Source organism: Catenulispora pinistramenti (genome assembly GCF_018274385.1).
In the GTDB taxonomy this organism is placed as follows: Bacteria; Actinomycetota; Actinomycetes; order Streptomycetales; family Catenulisporaceae; genus Catenulispora; species Catenulispora pinistramenti.
The window spans coordinates 1-15,325 of sequence record NZ_JAAFYZ010000135.1 but is presented as its reverse complement, the minus strand read 5'-3'; the positions used below and the strand labels follow the sequence as shown (position 1 = coordinate 15,325).

The following is a 15,325-nucleotide window of genomic DNA, read 5'->3' as shown; positions in this document are numbered from 1 at the left end:
TCGGTTCCGGTCACATCCCGTGATCGTTCGGCGACACCGCCGGGGAGCGACCATATCAGGGGTCGATGTTCCGGGGCACACTGAGAAGGCGGGTCGGGGCTGCTGCCGCCCGCCTCGGAACACCCCCGCTCGGAAAAACCCCCGGCCCGAAAGCCCCCCCGTCCCCGCCAGCATGACCAGCACCAGCACAGACATCACGATCAGCCCCAAACGCCGGCGCTGTCCGGGGCGCGGCAACCGAGACCCCACAACTCAACCGCGCCCCGAACAGCTCCCCGGCGCGGCGCGGGCTTGGCGGATGCCCGCGCCGCGCCAGGTGCCGCCGCAGGCTCCCGGCGGAATCGCCGGCGGCGGCACGTCCCGCGTCGCCCGCTACTGGGCTTGCCAGAGCGACGGGGCGTTCGGGGGCTCCCAGCCGACCTGCGAGGTGTGCGGCTGGAGGCAGATGTAGGTCTTGCCGTCGTAGGTGACGGTGTCGCCGGTGTTGTAGGCGTGGCCGGCGAGCCAGCCGGCGCCGGGCGGCGGGGATCCGCCGCCGGGGTCCTGGTCCACGTTCAGCACGAACTCGAAGGTGGCGGCCTCGCCCGCGCCCTGCTGGGTCACGTCCATCAGCAGGCGCGCGTCGAAGATGCTGTCGGTGTCGTTCTGCGGCACGCCGGGGAAGTACAGCTGCGTGGTGAGGATCGGCTGGTTCGGCGCCTGTACCTTGACGTGGATGTGCTTGGTACGCCCCGGGTACAGGCCCGGCACGATCGTGGTGAGCGCGAAGTTGCCGTTGACGTCGGTGTACTGGTGGCCGCGGAAGTTGAAGCCGGTCATGTCGTAGTCGCCGCCGTCGTCGGCCTGCCAGAAGTCCAGCAGGGCGGCGGCGATCGGCAGGCACGACAGGCCGTAGACGACGCCGGTCACGGTCAGCGGCGTGCCGGGGGTGCTGGGCGTGGCCAGTACGGACCGCTCCGGGGAGTCCGGCTTGAAGTACGGGCCCTCGATCTGGTCGATGGTCGGCGCGTCGCCGTCCTGGCACGCCGGGGTGATGGCCCGCGGCCCGTTCGGCCCGGCGGCGACCGGCTCGCCCCGGCTCTCATCGGCGGCGGCGTCCTTGGCGAACGCGCCGCTGGCGACCACGAGCGGTGCCGCGAGCCCGGTGGCTACAGCGGCCTTCAACAACGTCTTGCGGGTGATTCCGGGCGGGTCTTCGGGGACGGACATGGCGACTCCTTCGGTGGCGGACGGAGACGAGGACCGGCAGTGACAGAGTTCTGATACTCGAACCCGTGCACAGCAGAATCTAGGCACCCCGGCCCGGCACCGAAATGGACTAGACCACGGGATCGTGGTGCATTCCTGCGACCCGGCGCCGAAACTCCCCCGGGCTGAACCCCGTCTCCCGCCGGAAGAACCGGCAGAAGTACGCCGGATCACCGAATCCCGCCTGCTCGGCGACCTGCCGCACCGCCAGATCGGTCCCCGTCAGCAGCCGCTTGGCCTCCACCACCCGCTGCCGCCGCGTCACCTGCCCCGGGGTCAGCCCGGTCTGCTGCCGCACCAACTCGTGCAGATAGCCCGGCGACACACCGATCTCCCGCGCGTAGGAGATCAGGGTCCTGTTCCCCTGCCCCGGCGCCGCGATCAGGCGCAGGAACCGGTCGACCAGGTCCCCGGCCTGCGCGACCGTGACCACACCCGCGATCGGCGCACGCGCCGGGCCAACCGCTCCGGCCGCTCCGGCCGCTCCGGTTGCCATGGTTGCCATGGTTGCCCCAGTCGATGCCGACACACCGCCCGACCCCGCCATCCGCGCCGCCCGCACGATCAGGATATGGAGATACGCGCGCAGCACCCCCTCATGCCCGCCGGCCCCCGCGCGCAACTCCCGCTCCATCTCCGCCGCCAACGCGACCAGCCCGGTCATCTGCGCACCGTCCGGACTCAACCACGTCAGCGGACGCAACGCCTGCAACACCGACACGTCCTCGGGATGCCGCACCAAAAAGTCCTCGTTGAACAACAGCACGAACCCGTCGACCCCCCGCGCCCCCTCCCAGTGATGCACCTGCCCCGGCACGATCACCCCGAAGTGCGGCGGCATGATCGGCAACGGCTGCGAGTCCACGACATGCAAGCCCCGACCGGCGGTCACGAGGACGATCTCGTAGAACGTGTGCCGATGCGGGAAGTCAGCCAGCGACAACGGGCCGATCCGCTCGAACGAGCCCACGGCGAACGGGAGCAGGGCCACTTCGGGGACTTCGAGCTCGTGCAGGTCCAGCGCGGTGCGGTTGGCGCGGCGGGCCGCGGGAGCGGACGGGACAGGTACGGGCGACAGACGAGCTGGCATGTTCGCATCCTGCGATGCGGGCGGCGGCGCGTCCAGTGGGAGGTGATTCGGGGGAGCCCCCTCACCCCCCGGTGGCCGCCTTGAAAATACTCGCGATCCGCGAACTGAAGTAGATGCTGTAAGAGACATCCGGCGAGTTCCCGCCCTGCTCATACCCGCCGAGTATCCCGACCAGCTTGTCCCCCGAGGCCATGAACGGGCTCCCGCTCGCCCCGTCCGGCAGCCCACCGCACGCCAGTTCCAGCTGGGTGTCGCTGAACTTCGCCGTCGACGCCTGGCAGCCCACCGGCTTAGCGGCCGTCAGCGGGTAGGAGACCACGCTGATCTTGTTCTCGTAGCCGGGCTTCTCGGTGAACTTGTTCGCGCCGGTGATGCTCTCCAGGGTCTGCGAGCCGCCGCCGACCTTGCGCACGTCGAGGAACGCTATATCCGCGTCCTGATCCTCGGAGGCGACCCACTTGGAGTCCACATACGCCTTCGTCGCGACCCACATCCCATACGGCGCTATGTCGTCGTGGTAGCCGGGGACGAAGACGATGTGGTCCTGCCAGCCGCCGAACAGGGTGTTGTGGACGCAGTGGCCGGCGGTGACGATCACGTTGCCGGAGGGGCTGTGAACGACGCTGCCGGTGCAGTAGTGCGCCGACACGACGCCGCCGACGCTGAAGAACACCGCGCCGACCTTGGGGATGCCGTCGAACGGCTGAGCCGTGAGCTTGCCGGCCTCGGTGGTGCCGGCGGGGATCGGCGCGGTGCCGACCGGGCCGGCGTGCAGGATGGTGTGCGGGTCGTCGAGGTTGGACTCCAGCACGTGCGTGAGCACCGTGGAGGCGACATCGGTGGTGGAGTCCGAGCCGCCGCCCTTCGCTGACGAACCGCCATGGCAGGCCGTCGCCGCCACCGAGAGGACGGCGGCGGTGGACGCGAGCAGGGCGGTGTGGCGGCGCTTCATGGCAGAGAGTATGCCTCCTGATTCAAATCGGTGACAGCCGCGCAGCATATCCGGGTGCGGCCGGGATCAGGATCTGGACGCCGGCGATCGCAGCACCGCCGCCCGGACGGACAGGGAGCCGCGATCATCCGTGGGGTTTGGCAAGCCGCTGACGAGCCCGGGCAGGAAAGCGCCGAACGGATCGACACCGAACACGAACTCTGATTCGTGGTTGTCCACGGCCAGGTCCACCCCGAGCGAACGAATCCCGGGGAAGTGCGCGGCCGTCCGCTCGGCCAGGCTCACCAGCCGCTGCCAGCGCTCATCGCCGAACCGCTCCAGGAAAGCCTCAAGCTCGCGGCGCCGGCCGCCGTACCACTCCCGCGCCACCGCCTGCCCACGGATCACCCCGGCGGCGTGCGTGGCCTTGCCGTCCAGCACGGCGAAGCGGATGTCGTAGTGGGTTCCAGACAGATAGACCCGAAGCAGCGAAGCGACCGTGTGGATCCCGTCGTCGGCGAGCAGCCCGGTGAGGTCGGCGGATTCGCGCGCGCCGGGAACGCGCCGGCCCGGACCGTGCCGGACTTCGTGACCAGTGCGGGTCCGATGCAGGAACAGGTGAGTCCACGAGCCGTCGATCAGCCATTCGTCGGAACCGGCGAAGCGGGGCCGCAGGATACCGTCGTCCGTGAGCGAGTCGTCGGACTCCAGCACCGGAAACCCGTTCAGCCGCAAGAACGCGTCCAGCCTCCTCCGATCCAGCGCCAACAACATCGGCTCGACCGCCACCGCCAACGTCGCCCCGGCCTTCGTGACCGCCGCCTCCAGCTGTCGCAACGCAACCCGAAGCTCTTCATAACGCGCGCGATGCCCGCCGACCGGGTTCTCAGCGTTCCGCGGATAGAGACGTTCGACGAACACCAACTCCCCCGCCCGGAACTCGGCCTCGGAGCTGAGCACCGCGGACCACGCCACGAACCGCGGCTCCGCGACCCCGGATTCCCCCGGTTCCCCCGATTCCCGCGCCTCCAGCGCCGCCCGCGTCCATTCAGCGCGCGCCGGCTCATCCGTCCCGGCGACGACCGCCCAATTCAGTGCACTCATTCGGTCACCGCGATGAACCGGTCGTCGTCGCGCTGCGACATCGCCTCGTCCACATTGACGTCCACCCCGGGAAGCGCCTGCCAAAGCCGCTGGATCATCTCCTCGCCGATCCAATGATGGTGCAGGTCCAACCGCCGCAAGTGGGTCAGCGGCTGCCCCGCGAGCAGCGCCGCCACCCCCTCGTCCCCCAGCATCCCGAGCGCCAGGTCCAGCGATTCCAGCTGGGCCACGACCGGCGCGTGGGCGAGCAACGCCGCCAGTGCGTCGGTGTCCTCGGCGTTACGCAGCCCGAGGTGCCGCAGCGCCGGGAAGGCCGCGCCGGACAGGATGTCGGCGAGGTCGTCCGCGCCGGCCCCGCCGCCATACATCTCAGTGCCCAGATAAAGATCGAGTCCGGTCAGTGCCGGGAGCTTGGAGCGGCCGACGGCGCGGACGATCCGCGGCGGCAGCCCGCCGGTCTGGATCGTCAGCTCCCGCAGCCGGTCGTGGACCAGCGGCTCCATCTCCAACTGCGAGGTGCCGCGCAGCCCGAACTCGACCAGGTTCGGGAAGGCCGCGAGCAGCGGGCCGGGATCCGCCTGCTCGATCCAGGAGACCTCGGTCAGCTCCGACGGCACGTCGCTGATGAACAGCGCCTCCAGGTTCGGGAACCGGTCGGCGGCGGCGAGCAGCGCGGCCTGGTACTCGTCCCAGCCCTCGCCCGACACGTCGGATATCCAGGCCCCGAGCGTCAGGGCCCGGACCCGGGTGGTGTCGACGCCGTCGAGGAACAGGGGCCAGATCACTTCGCCCTCGGTCCCGCCGTAGGAGTCGCTGCCGACGCGCCAGGCCCAGGCCTGGACGTCCTCGGGGATGCCCGCCAACTCCAGGTCGGACGGGTCGCTGTAGGCGAACGGGAAGATCGGCAGCCCGTGGAACGAGGTCAGGGCGTCGTAACGGAAATCCTGAATCACCCGGGCACGCTATCGCCAGCGCCTGACAGCGGAAGCACTGATGAACCGATTCAGTCTTGTATACAATCTAGTCTTCGGGGTCCGGGTCCATGGCGATCGCCTGCGGATCCGCCGGCCGATGAGCGCCCCGGCCCTTGCCGATGTGCCGGGTCACGACCCGCGCCGCCTTGTCCGGATCGCCGGATTCCAGGACCGCGACGATCTCCCGGTGCTCGCTCCAGGAATCCTGCGCGCGCCGCGGCAGCTTGGCCGTGTAGACCCACTCCATCTTCCACCTGAGCTGCGTGATCAGCTCGGTCAGCGTCCGGCTCCCGGAGGCCTGGGCCAGCACCTCGTGGAACCGGCTGTTCAACCGCGCCAGCTCCTCCAGCCGGCCGGCCGCCAGCGCGTCGTCAGCCAGCGCGACCAGCTCCTTCAACCGACCCAACTGCTCGGGCGTGTGCCGGACGGCGGCCCGCGCGGCCCCGAGCGGTTCCAGCAGCGACCGGATCTCGACCAGGTCCTCGGCTTCGGCGTCGTCCAGCGCGGCGACGACCACGCCGGCGTAGGGGCGCCGGGCGACGAAGCCCTCGGCCTCCAACGTGCGCAGGGCTTCGCGGACCGGGACGCGCGACACGCCGTAGCGGGCCGACAGCGCCTCCTCGGCCAGCCGGGCGCCGGGGGCGTGGACGCCGCGGATGATGTCGTCGCGGATGGCGCGGGTGACGCCACCGGCGCCGCCGTCCCTGCCGTCCTTGCCAACCCTGCTGTCCATCGGCCACCTTGATTGTATACAATCGTGCCCGACCAGGAGGAGGAAGGGCTGTGGCGAACGTACTACAGCGCGGAGCAAGCACCACGCGCGGCGCTCTGGCGAAGGTCGGGATCGATCCCTACCTGATGGCGATCCTCGGGACGGTGGGGCTGGCGAGCCTGCTGCCGGCCCGCGGCGGCGCGGCGACCGGGCTGAGCCACGCGACGGTGTTCGTCATCGGCTTGCTGTTCTTCCTCTATGGCGCGCGCCTGTCCCCGAAGGCCGCATGGGACGGTGTGAAGCAGTGGCGGCTGCACGCGGTGATCCTGGCCGCGAGCTTCGTCCTGTTCCCCTTGCTGGGGCTGGCGGCCGAGGCGGCGTCGAAACCGGTGCTCGGCCCGGAACTGGCCAAGGGCGTGCTGTTCCTGACGCTGCTGCCCTCGACCGTGCAGTCGTCGATAGCGTTCACGTCGCTGGCCCGCGGAAACGTCGCGGCGGCGGTGTGCGCGGCGTCGTTCTCCTCGCTCGCGGGCATCGTGGTGACCCCGGCGCTGGCCTCGGTGGTCCTCGGCGGCGCGGTGCGGGTGGACGGCAGCGCGGTGGCCTCGTTGACCGCGCAGCTCCTGCTCCCGTTCATCGCCGGCCAGGTAGCGCGGCGCTGGATCGCCGACTGGATCGGCGCGCACAAACCGTTCCTGACGCTTGTCGATCGCGGCTCGGTGCTACTGGTCGTGTACAGCGCGTTCAGCGAAGGCGTGGTCGCGGGGGTCTGGCATTCGGTGTCGGTTTCCCGGCTCGGCGCGCTGGCGCTGTGCTGCGCGGCACTGCTCGCGGCGGTGTTGGCGGCGACGAGTCTGGCCTCGGCGCGGCTGGGCTTCGCCCGGCCGGAGCGCGTGACGCTGGTGTTCTGCGGGTCGAAGAAGAGCCTGGCTTCCGGGTTGCCGATGGCCGCGGTGCTGTTCCCGGGGCACGAGCTGAGTCTGATGGTGTTGCCGCTGATGCTGTTCCACCAGATCCAGTTGATGGTGTGCACGGTGCTGGCCCGGCGGTGGGGGCGGGAGGCCGCCGGTGGTGAGGCGATCACCGAAGTGAGCAGTTCACCCGGGCCCCGCTACGCCGCCGCCGAGGCTTGACGAATTCATCTCCCCACCTCCCGCGTGCGACTCTTGATCGCGTGAACCCACCTCAGGCCAACCCGCCCCACACCAACCCGCCGCGGGTCATCGCCACCGACCTGGACCGCACCCTGCTGCGCGGCGACGGCACCACCTCCGCCCGCACCCGCGCCGCGCTCGATTTGGCCATGGCCCGCGGCGCGCACGTGATAGCCGTGACCGCCCGGCCGGTCCGGTGGCTGGACCGGCTCAAGCCGTGCTTCGGACGGCTGCCGCACGTCATCGCCTCCAACGGCGCGGTGTGCTACGACCTGGCCGCCGGGGCGGCCTACGACGCCCGGCCCTTCGACCCGGCGACCGTGGCGAAACTGCTGGCCGACGTGCGGGCCGCGTTGCCGGGGGCGCGGTTCGCGCTGGAGACGCCGCACGGGATGGTGCGCGAGGCCGACTACGAGCTGTCGCCCTTCGACCAGGACGACGCCGATGCCGGGCGCCGCGTGGTGTCGTATGAGGAGTTGCCCGCGGCGGTGGCGGAGGACCCGCTGCTGAAGATCCTGGCCGCCGACCGCACCCGCGACAGCGCCGCGATGTTCGTCGAGGCGCTGCCGGCGGTCGGGACGCTCGGCCAGCTCACCTACTCCACCAACCGCGGCGTGCTGGAGTTGGGGCCGCCCGGTGTGACCAAGGCCTCGACGCTGGCCGCGTGGTGCGCCGCCCGCGATATCGACGTCGCGGACGTGGTGACGTTCGGGGACATGCCGAACGACGTGCCGATGCTGCGCTGGGCCGGGCGTTCCTACGCGGTGGCGAACGCGCTCGACGAGGTCAAGGCGGCCGCCTCCGGGGTCACGGCGAGCAATGACGAGGACGGCGTGGCCCAGATCGTGGAAGAGCTCTTCCATCTATGATCTCGCCATGCGAGACACATCTTCTCGAATGGCGGTCGCGTCACTAGAGTCTCCGGCATGACGACGAGGCCGGAGACCCCGCAGAACACGTACACCCACGGCCACCACGAGACCGTTCTCCGTTCGCACCGCTGGCGCACCGCGGAGAACTCCGCCGCGTACCTCCTGCCGCATCTCTTCCCCGGTCAGAGCGTGCTGGACGTGGGCTGCGGGCCCGGCACCATCACCGCCGACCTCGCCGACCGGGTCGCCGGCGGCACGGTGACCGCCGTGGAGATCACCGCCGAGGCGCTGAAGCTGGCGCAGGACGAGGCGGCCCGGCGCGGCACCGAGAACGTCCGCTTCGCGGTCGCCGACGTCCACGCCCTGGACTTCCCGGACGACTCCTTCGACGTGGTCCACGCCCACCAGGTGCTCCAGCACGTGGCCGATCCGGTGCTGGCGCTCAAGGAGATGCGGCGGGTCTGCAAGCCCGGCGGCGTGGTCGCGGCACGGGACAGCGACTACGGCGGCTTCCGCTGGTTCCCGGAAGTCCCGGCGCTGGATGAGTGGCTGCGGCTGTATCAGGCCTTGGCGACGTCCAACGGCGGCCACCCGGATGCCGGGCGGCGGCTGCGCCATTGGGCACTGGCCGCCGGGTTCGCCGGGGACGCGATCACCTCGAGCGCGTCGTCGTGGGTCTTCGCCGAGGAGCCCGACCGCCGGTGGTGGGCCGAGATGTGGGCCGAGCGCACCACGAAGTCCTCCACGGCCACGCAGTACGTGGAAAAGGGCTTCGCCTATGTCGACGATCTGGACACGGTCGCCGCCGGTTGGCGCAAGTGGGCCGGACAGGACGACGGGTGGTTCAACGTCGTTCATGGCGAGATCGTATGTGTGGCCTGATATACGCCGAATAGCACTCGGCGCCGCCGTATACGCCGACGGACGGCGTTATTCGGGTCCCGAACCGTTTGGTGTCCCGATATTTCCGTGCACCGCCCGGTCCTCTCGTATCCCGAGAAGGCCGGGCGGTGTGTGCACAGTCAGGGGTTTACCGCTAAGGTTCCAGCCCATGGACCGCGCCGCGTTACTGACGACACGCAGCCACGTCGACTTCTGTCGCGTGGCCAGCGCGCTGTGTCCGCTTTCCCGATAAGGGTTCCGACCTCCCCCGACATCCGCATAGCGGCCTTTAGACGAGGGCTTTGCATATAAGCGGTGTTTCCCGGGTACCGATCGGTCCGAGAACCGCTCAGCTCCATGCCAAGTCCTTTCGCCACGCTTAAGCGTGCCCTGATACGGGAGTCTCGCGACGCCATGGGTGCATTCCTGCTGCGCAGGATCGTCAATTACCTGGTCCTGATCACCCTGGCGACCTGCCTGGGCTACCTGCTCGCGGCGTCCAGCCTCAGTCCGCGCGAGTACTTCGCGCAGCGCCAGCCCCCGCCGCCGGTCGCGTCCGTCAACGCCACGCTGAACCAGTTGAACCTCAACGACAAGACACCGTTGGAGGACCGGTTCGCGCACTGGGCCAAGGGCGTTGTGACCGGAGACCTGGGCAAGACCATCGACGACACCTCGGTCTCGGCGGAGATGGGGCGACGGATGGGGGTGACGCTGCGCCTGGTGCTGTTCGGCACCATCAGCGGCGCGCTGGTCGGGGTCGCGCTCGGCTTCATATCAGCCATCAGACAGTACCGACCATCGGACCACACCATCACTTTCCTATCCTTCCTGGTCCTGTCCACACCGGTGTTCCTGTTGGCGGTGCTGCTGAAGATCGGCACCGTGAAGATCAACCAGGCCGCGGGCACGACGCTGCTCCCCTACACCGGCGAGACGACGGCGGGGCTGGCCGGTGGGTGGTTCCGGCATCTGGTCGACCGGGGACAGCACCTGGTGGTGCCGACGCTGTCGCTGATGCTCGGGCAGGCGGCGCTGTTCAGCCGGTATCAGCGCTCGGCGATGCTCGACGTACTGGGCGCGGACTACATCCGCACCGCCCGGGCCACCGGCATGCGGCGCGGCCCGGCGCTGGTCAAACACGGGCTTCGCACGGCTCTGATACCCATGGCGACGTTGTTCGCCTACCAGATGGGGATGCTGCTGACCGGCGTGACGTTCACCGAGAAGATCTTCGGCTGGCACGGCATGGGTGAGTGGTTCGTGGACTCGATCGGCCGCCAGGACGTCAACGCGGTCGCGGCGATGGTGCTGTTCACCGCGGTGCTGATCCTGATAGCCGGGCTGCTCTCGGATATCGCGCACGCGCTGCTCGACCCCCGGGTGCGTGACTGATGACCGCCGAAGAGTTGGTGCTCGCGCAGGAGGAGTCCGCGATGACCGCGCCCGAGCCGGTCACCCTGGGCCGCGGACGGATCGTGCTGCGCCGGTTCCTGCGGCGCAAGCTCGCGGTGGCCGGGCTGGTGATCCTGGTGCTGATGTTCGCGCTGGCTTTCATCGGGCCGTATCTGAGCTCCTGGAACTACAAGGACCAGGACTACAACAACTTCCTGACCGGGCCGTCCGCGACGCACTGGTTCGGCACCACGCAGATCGGCTCGGACGTCTACGCGCAGACGATGCGCGGCCTGCAGAAGTCGCTGATCATCGGCCTGCTGGCCGCGGTGCTGTCGACCGGAGTGGCCGGGATCGTCGGCGCCACCGCCGGCTACTTCGGCGGCTGGACCGACCGGGTCCTGATGTGGTTCGTCGACCTGCTGCTGGTGCTGCCCTCGTTCCTGATCCTGGCGATCACCTCGCCGCTGTTCCACGGCCGCACCTGGCTGCTGTTCGTGATCCTGCTGGCGGCGTTCAACTGGATGGTGACGGCGCGGATGGTGCGGGGGCTGGCGCGCTCGCTGCGGGAGCGGGAGTTCGTGACCGCGGCGGAGGTGATGGGCGTGCACCCGCTGCGGATCATCACCCGGCACCTGCTGCCGAACATGGCCTCGCTGCTGATCATCGACGCCACGCTGAACGTCGGCGGGACGATCATCGCCGAGACCTCGCTGAGCTACTTCGGTTTCGGCGTGCAGCCGCCGGACGTCTCGCTGGGCACGATCATCGCCGACGGCACCGACTCGGCGCTGAACTACCCGTGGCTGTTCTACCCGGCGGGCGTCCTGCTGATCCTGACGGTGATGGCGGTCGCGTTCGTCGGCGACGGGCTGCGGGACGCGATGGACGACGCGGCCGGCACGGCCTCGTCCACTTCCACCCCGGGGGATGCGGCATGAGCGACGACGCTGTGTTGGAAGTCACGGACCTGCATGTGTCCTTCCCCGGCGAGAAGGGCCGGCCGCTGGCCGCCGTCAGGGGCCTGAGCTACCAGGTGCGGCGCGGGGAGACGCTGGCCATCGTCGGCGAGTCCGGCTCGGGCAAGTCGGTGTCCTCGATGGCGGCGATCGGCCTGCTGCCGACGAACGCGAAGGTGACCGGCTCGGTGCGGTTCCGCGGCCGGGAACTGCTGGGCCTGAACGACAAGGAGATGTCGCGGATCCGCGGCGCCGGCATCGCGATGGTGTTCCAGGACCCGCTGTCCGCGCTGACCCCGGTCTACCGGGTCGGCGAGGCGATCGCGGCGGCGATCCGGGTGCACCGGGAGGTGACTTCGGACGCTGCGATGAGGCGGGCCGTGGAGCTGCTGGAACTGGTCGGCATCCCGGACCCGGCCCGGCGCGCGCTGGCCTTCCCCCACGAGTTCTCCGGCGGCATGCGGCAGCGCGTGATGATCGCGATGGCGATCGCCAACGATCCGGACGTGATCATCGCCGACGAGCCGACCACCGCCCTGGACGTGACCGTGCAGGCCCAGATCCTGGAGGTGCTGGCCACCGCGAAGCAGGCCACGGGAGCGGCGATCGTGCTGATCACGCACGACCTCGGCGTGGTCGCCGGCTTCGCCGACCGCGCGGCGGTGATGTACGCGGGCCGCCCGGTGGAGACCGCGGCGGTCGAGGAGCTGTTCGCGGCGCCGAAGATGCCCTACACCGCCGGACTGCTGAGCTCGCTGCCGCGGCTGGACGCCGGGCGCGGCGTGCGGCTGCGGTCGATACCCGGGGCGCCGCCCTCGTTGGCGGAGCTGGGGGCCGGCTGCCCGTTCGCGCCGCGGTGCGCGTTCGCGGTGGACCTGTGCCGGACGACGGAGCCCGAGCTGCTGGAGATCGGACAGGGCCGGGCCGCCGCTTGTCATCGGACCGGTGAGGGACTGGATCTGATGGCCGGGCCGAGCGGCGACTCAGGGCTCGCAGACCAGGATTCTGACACCGCTCCCGAAGCGGCTTCGGATGCGGAAGGAGCGCCGACTGAGCCCGAGGCACCGGCCAAGCCCGAGGCGGCGGCCGTCGCAGAACCCATAGTCGGCGCCGAACCCGTACTCACCGTCCGCGACCTCATCAAGCACCACCCGCTGACCAAGGGCTCGATCATCCGCCGCCGCATCGGCACGGTCCGCGCCGTCGACGGCGTCAGCCTCGACATCGCGGCGGGCACCACGCTGGCCCTGGTCGGCGAGTCGGGCAGCGGCAAGACCACCACCGTGATGGAGATCCTGCGCCTGCGCACGCCGCAGGGCGGCAGTATCAGCGTCCTGGGTCAGGACCTGGAGGCGCTGAACCAGGGCCGCGGAGTCCGGCGGCGGGCGCAGCCGGTGCGGGCCGGGATCGCGGCGGTCTTCCAGGACCCGCTGGCCTCGCTGGACCCGCGGCTGCCGGTCGGCGACCTGCTCGCCGAGCCGCTGCGCACCCACGGCCACGGCAAGACCGCCGGCCGGGTCCGCGAACTGCTGGAGATGGTCGGGCTGGAGGCGTCGCACGCGAACCGCTTCCCGCGCGAGTTCTCCGGCGGGCAGCGGCAGCGGGTGGCGATCGCCCGGGCGCTGGCGCTGGAGCCGCGGCTGGTGGTGCTGGACGAGCCGGTCTCGGCCCTCGACGTCTCGGTGCGGGCCGGGATCCTGAACCTGCTCGCCGATCTACAGCGCGAGCTGGGGCTGGCGTACCTGTTCGTGTCGCACGACCTGGCCGTGGTGCGACACGTCGCGGACCGGGTCGCGGTGTTGAACCTGGGACGGATCGTCGAGTACGGAGACGCCGACTCAGTGTTCGAAGACCCCCGGCACCCCTATACCCGGGCACTGCTCTCGGCCGTGCCGGTGCCGGATCCGGTCGTGGAGCGGCAGCGCGAGCGCATCGTGCTGCCCGGCGACCCGCCGAGTCCGGTGGTGCTGGACGGCGACGCCGAGGCACTGCGGGGCTGCCGGTTCCGCAGCCGCTGTCCCCTTTACGCGGCGCTGGAGAAGCCCGAGGCGCGCGAACTCTGTGAGTCCACCGACCCGGCGCTGACCCCGGTCGGCGACGCCGACCGCTCGGCGGCCTGCCATCACCTGGACGCCTGGGTACCCGCCCTGGTCCAGTCCGGCACCGTCGCGTGAACAGTCTTACCGATCCCGCCCTTACCGATCCCACCCTCACCCACATCTACATCCACACCCAAAAGGAGAACAGCACTGTGAGACGCAGTCCCCGTTCCTTGGTACTGGGCACGGCCGCAGTGGCCGCGCTGGCGCTGGGCCTGACCGCGTGCGGCGGTTCGTCCTCCGGCAAGTCCGGCACATCCGGCAGCAGTTCCTCCAAGAACATCAACACCCAGCCCGGCAACGACATCAACCCGCAGCCGCGCGACAAGATCGCCGACGGCGGCACCCTGCGCTGGCCGGAGGCGGCGATCTCGGACCAGCTCAACTACAACGAGGTCGACGGCACCGACGGCTCGGTGTCGGACATCATGGGCGCGGTGCTGGAGCAGCCGTTCTACGCCGACTCCAAGGGCGTGCCGCACAACAACGCCAACCTGGTCGCCTCCTACACCGTCACCGCCTCGCCGCAGCAGGTGGTGACGCTGGAGCTGAACCCGAAGGCGGTCTGGCAGGACGGCACCCCGGTCACCGAGGCCGACTTCGAGGCGCAGTGGAAGGCCCTGAACGGCACCAACCCGGCGTTCCAGATCTCCGGCACGGTCGGCTACAACCAGATCCAGGACATCAAGCAGGGCAAGGACGCCAAGGAGGTGGTGATCACCTTCGCCAAGCCCTACAGCGAATGGCAGGGCCTTTTCTCACCGCTCTACCCGGCGGCCACCAACAGCGACCCGAAGAAGTTCATCGACGACTTCAAGGACGCGATCCCGAACAGCGACGGCCCGTTCAAGCTGGGCTCGATCAACCAGACCGCCAAGACCCTGACCCTGGTCCGCAACGACAAGTGGTGGGGTGACCCGCCGAAGCTGAACCAGATCATCTTCATGTCGATCGACCTCGACGCCCAGACCGACGCCCTGGCCAACAACGAGGTCGACCTGCAATACGGGATCGGCTCGCACGTGTCGTACTACGCACGGGTCAAGAACATGTCGAACGTCACAGTGCGCAAGGCCGCCGGCCCCGTCTGGGCGAACCTGACCTTCAACGGCGCCGGCACCGGCCCCCTGTCCGACATCCGCGTCCGCAACGCCCTGACCATCGGCATCAACCGCAAGCAGATCGACACGGCACTGGTCGGCCCACTGGGGGTGAGCACCGATCCCTTGAACAACCACGTACTGCTCACCAACGACCAGGGCTACCAGGACAACTCCGGCGACCTGGGCACCCAGGACGTGACCCGCGCCAAGCAGCTCCTGGACCAGGCCGGCTGGACGAGCACCGACGGCGGCAAGACCCGCGCCAAGGACGGCAAGCCCCTGACCCTGCGCTTCGTCATCAACTCCACCAGCGACTCCAACAAGCAGCTGGCCGAGATCGTGCAGAACCAACTGGCGGCCATCGGCGTCCAGGTCACCATCGTCCCGGTCCCCGGCGACGACTACTACACGAAGTACGTGAACGTCGGCGACTTCGACATAGCCCAGGTCATCTTCGGCGGCAACGCCTACCCGCTGAGCACCGCGCAACCGGAGTTCGCCAACCCGACCCCCGGCACCGGCGGCTCGCTGAACATCCAGCAGAACTACGGCCGCGTCGGCAGCCCGGAGATCGACAACCTGTTCGAGCAGGCGCTGAGCTCGCTGGACCGGACCCAGGCGGAGAAGTACGCCAACGAGGCCGACGCCGCGATCTGGAAGCTGGACACCGTCGTGCCGCTGTTCCAGCGCCCGCAGATCGTGGCGGAGAACCCGAAGCTGGCGAACTACGGCGCGCCGGGGGTTCAGGACACGGTCTACGAGAACCTCGGGTTCGTGAGCGGGAGCTAGGGCTGGGCTGGGC

At 69.8% G+C, this 15,325-nt stretch carries 13 protein-coding genes; 7 read left to right on the top strand and 6 right to left on the bottom strand.

Annotated elements, in window-relative coordinates:
• Positions 1–372: 372 nt before the first annotated feature.
• The 6 genes from KGQ19_RS31145 to KGQ19_RS31120 all read right to left on the bottom strand — a co-directional run bounded on the left by KGQ19_RS31145 (position 373) and on the right by KGQ19_RS31120 (position 6,080).
• On the bottom strand, positions 373–1,209 hold the full coding sequence (locus KGQ19_RS31145) for a dioxygenase family protein (protein WP_212015734.1): 837 nt from the start codon (positions 1,207–1,209) through the stop codon (positions 373–375).
• A 109-nt stretch (positions 1,210–1,318) separates the two neighbouring features.
• Positions 1,319–2,338 (bottom strand): AraC family transcriptional regulator, encoded by a 1,020-nt coding sequence (locus KGQ19_RS31140; protein ID WP_212015732.1) that lies wholly within the window; start codon positions 2,336–2,338, stop codon positions 1,319–1,321.
• Between the two features lie 61 nt (positions 2,339–2,399).
• Positions 2,400–3,290, bottom strand: coding sequence for a trypsin-like serine peptidase (locus KGQ19_RS31135; protein WP_212015730.1), 891 nt, complete (start codon positions 3,288–3,290; stop codon positions 2,400–2,402).
• Between the two features lie 66 nt (positions 3,291–3,356).
• Positions 3,357–4,373, bottom strand: coding sequence for a hypothetical protein (locus KGQ19_RS31130; protein WP_212015728.1), 1,017 nt, complete (start codon positions 4,371–4,373; stop codon positions 3,357–3,359).
• Positions 4,370–5,326: an STM4015 family protein gene (locus KGQ19_RS31125; protein WP_212015726.1), complete on the bottom strand. Its 957-nt coding sequence runs from the start codon at positions 5,324–5,326 to the stop codon at positions 4,370–4,372. Before KGQ19_RS31125 ends, KGQ19_RS31130 begins: the two co-directional genes overlap by 4 nt.
• Positions 5,327–5,393: 67 nt before the next feature.
• Entirely contained in the window at positions 5,394–6,080 is a 687-nt protein-coding gene (locus KGQ19_RS31120; RefSeq protein WP_212015724.1) for a GntR family transcriptional regulator, read from the bottom strand.
• Between the two features lie 125 nt (positions 6,081–6,205).
• On the opposite strand from KGQ19_RS31120, the gene KGQ19_RS31115 reads away from it, so the two are divergent.
• From KGQ19_RS31115 to KGQ19_RS31085, 7 genes are all read left to right on the top strand, one after another.
• Positions 6,206–7,192, top strand: coding sequence for a bile acid:sodium symporter family protein (locus KGQ19_RS31115; RefSeq protein ID WP_230419726.1), 987 nt, complete (start codon positions 6,206–6,208; stop codon positions 7,190–7,192).
• Positions 7,193–7,233: 41 nt separating this feature from the next.
• Positions 7,234–8,082 carry an HAD family hydrolase gene (locus KGQ19_RS31110; RefSeq protein WP_212015720.1) on the top strand — a complete coding sequence of 283 codons (849 nt, stop codon included), beginning with the start codon at positions 7,234–7,236 and terminating at the stop codon, positions 8,080–8,082.
• A 57-nt stretch (positions 8,083–8,139) separates the two neighbouring features.
• Entirely contained in the window at positions 8,140–8,967 is an 828-nt protein-coding gene (locus KGQ19_RS31105; protein ID WP_212015718.1) for a class I SAM-dependent methyltransferase, read from the top strand.
• A gap of 414 nt (positions 8,968–9,381) precedes the next feature.
• Positions 9,382–10,362, top strand: a complete 981-nt coding sequence (locus KGQ19_RS31100; protein ID WP_212015716.1) for an ABC transporter permease — start codon at positions 9,382–9,384, stop codon at positions 10,360–10,362.
• On the top strand, positions 10,362–11,303 hold the full coding sequence (locus KGQ19_RS31095) for an ABC transporter permease (protein ID WP_230419723.1): 942 nt from the start codon (positions 10,362–10,364) through the stop codon (positions 11,301–11,303). The genes KGQ19_RS31100 and KGQ19_RS31095 overlap by 1 nt, the downstream gene beginning before the upstream one ends.
• On the top strand, positions 11,300–13,495 hold the full coding sequence (locus KGQ19_RS31090) for a dipeptide ABC transporter ATP-binding protein (RefSeq protein WP_212015714.1): 2,196 nt from the start codon (positions 11,300–11,302) through the stop codon (positions 13,493–13,495). Before KGQ19_RS31095 ends, KGQ19_RS31090 begins: the two co-directional genes overlap by 4 nt.
• Positions 13,496–13,572: 77 nt before the next feature.
• Entirely contained in the window at positions 13,573–15,312 is a 1,740-nt protein-coding gene (locus KGQ19_RS31085; RefSeq protein WP_212015712.1) for an ABC transporter family substrate-binding protein, read from the top strand.
• The last annotated feature ends 13 nt before the right edge of the window (positions 15,313–15,325 follow it).

What these genes read in the sequence shown, in the direction of transcription:
- KGQ19_RS31145 (WP_212015734.1), bottom strand. Translation starts at nt 1,209, where the DNA reads ATGTCCGTCCCCGAAGACCCGCCCGGAATCACCCGCAAGACGTTGTTG.
- KGQ19_RS31140 (WP_212015732.1), bottom strand. Translation starts at nt 2,338, where the DNA reads ATGCCAGCTCGTCTGTCGCCCGTACCTGTCCCGTCCGCTCCCGCGGCC.
- KGQ19_RS31135 (WP_212015730.1), bottom strand. Translation starts at nt 3,290, where the DNA reads ATGAAGCGCCGCCACACCGCCCTGCTCGCGTCCACCGCCGCCGTCCTC.
- KGQ19_RS31130 (WP_212015728.1), bottom strand. Translation starts at nt 4,373, where the DNA reads ATGAGTGCACTGAATTGGGCGGTCGTCGCCGGGACGGATGAGCCGGCG.
- KGQ19_RS31120 (WP_212015724.1), bottom strand. Translation starts at nt 6,080, where the DNA reads ATGGACAGCAGGGTTGGCAAGGACGGCAGGGACGGCGGCGCCGGTGGC.
- KGQ19_RS31115 (WP_230419726.1), top strand. Translation starts at nt 6,206, where the DNA reads ATGGCGATCCTCGGGACGGTGGGGCTGGCGAGCCTGCTGCCGGCCCGC.
- KGQ19_RS31105 (WP_212015718.1), top strand. Translation starts at nt 8,140, where the DNA reads ATGACGACGAGGCCGGAGACCCCGCAGAACACGTACACCCACGGCCAC.
- KGQ19_RS31100 (WP_212015716.1), top strand. Translation starts at nt 9,382, where the DNA reads ATGGGTGCATTCCTGCTGCGCAGGATCGTCAATTACCTGGTCCTGATC.
- KGQ19_RS31095 (WP_230419723.1), top strand. Translation starts at nt 10,362, where the DNA reads ATGACCGCCGAAGAGTTGGTGCTCGCGCAGGAGGAGTCCGCGATGACC.
- KGQ19_RS31090 (WP_212015714.1), top strand. Translation starts at nt 11,300, where the DNA reads ATGAGCGACGACGCTGTGTTGGAAGTCACGGACCTGCATGTGTCCTTC.